The sequence below is a fragment of the Streptomyces sp. NPDC054872 genome (assembly GCF_053610705.1).
In genome coordinates, this window is sequence record NZ_JBSGYY010000092.1 from 1 (window position 1) to 1,595 (window position 1,595).

The 1,595-nt window shown below is 68.7% G+C and carries 1 protein-coding gene; it reads left to right on the plus strand.

The window, feature by feature from the left end; translation table 11 throughout:
- Positions 1-1,595, plus strand: a 1,595-nt coding sequence (locus tag ACWGIH_RS43445; protein WP_453452836.1) for a condensation domain-containing protein, incomplete at both ends; no start/stop codon positions are given.

A 1,595-nucleotide genomic window follows, 5' to 3' on the forward strand; every position in this document is an offset into this window, starting at 1 on the left:
TCATCAGCCGTATCCGCACCGTCCTGAACGTCGAACTCCCCCTCCGCGCGATCTTCGAGGGCCCGACCGTGCTCCAACTCGCAGACCGGATCGAGGACGCCGCAGACGCCCGTACCGCGCTGACGCCTCGGCCGCGCCCCGCGGAGATCCCGCTGTCGCCCGCCCAGCGAGGGCTGTGGCTCCTGAACCGCATCCAGGGACCGGCTGCGGCCACATACAACGTGCCCATCGCGCTGCGTCTCTCCGGCGAACTGAACAGAGAGGTGCTCGGACGCGCCCTCCAGGACGTCGTCGCACGGCACGAGAGCCTGCGGACGCTCCTTCTGGAAGACGTGGAAGGCACGCCTTACCAGAAGATCCTGACTCCTGACGAGGTCAGTCTGCCCCTGCCCATCGCCGAGATCGCCGAAGCGGAGGTCCGGACGGCCGTCGCGGCTGTGGCGAATCAGGGATTCGAGCTGAGCGCCGAAATACCCTTCCGAGCAAAGCTATTCGTGCTGAGCGAGGACGAGCACGTCCTTGTGGTCGTCCTGCATCACGTCGCTGGTGACGGCTGGTCGATGGCGCCGCTGGGGCGGGACGTGGCGGCGGCGTACGAGGCGCGGATCGCAGATCGTTCCCCGGCCTGGCGGTCGCTGCCCGTGCAGTACGCGGACTACGCGATCTGGCAGCGGGAGCTGCTGGGCGACGAGAACGACTCGGAGAGCGTACTCGGTCAGCAACTCGCGTACTGGAAGGCCCGACTCGACGCTCTTCCTGACCAGTTGGAGCTGCCCACCGATCGGCCCCGCCCGGCGGTGGCCTCGCACCGCGGAGACCGTCTGGTTTTCGAGGTGGGCGCGGAGGTCCACGCGGGTCTGGTCGACCTGGCGCGGGTGTCGGGCGCGAGCGTGTTCATGGTGGTGCGGGCAGCCTTCGCGGCACTTCTTTCGCGGCTCGGGGCCGGGACAGACATCGCGATCGGCTCGCCGATCGCAGGTCGTACGGACGAGGCACTGGACGACCTGGTCGGATTCTTCATCAACACTCTTGTCCTGCGCACCGACTTGTCCGGCGACCCCACCTTCCGCGAGCTGGTGGAGCGGGTCCGTGAGACTGACCTGGCCGCCTACGCGCACCAGGACGTGCCCTTCGAGCACGTCGTCGAGGCGCTCAACCCCGAGCGGTCGCTGTCGCGCCACCCCCTCTTCCAGGTGATGCTGACCTTCCAGAACAACGAGCAGGCCCAGTTCAGGCTGCCCGGACTGACCTTCACGAGCGAGTCGACCGGGGACGGCGCCGCGAAGTTCGACCTCCAGCTGGGCGTGCACGAGCAGCACGGGGACGACGGCGGTGCGGCGGGTCTCGTCGGCGCCTTCGAGTTCGCCACGGATCTCTTTGACCGGGTGACGGTCGAGGGGCTGGTGGATCGGTTCAACCGGGTGCTGGCCGCGGTGGCGGCGGATCCCGATCGCCAGGTGGGCGAGCTGGACGTCCTGTCTTCCCACGAGCGTGGGGAACTGCTGTCCGGTTGGCAGGGGGAGCGGGTCGAGGTTCCGTGGGTGTCGTTGCCGGTGGCGTTTGAGGGGCAGGTGGCGCGGACGCCTGAGGCGACG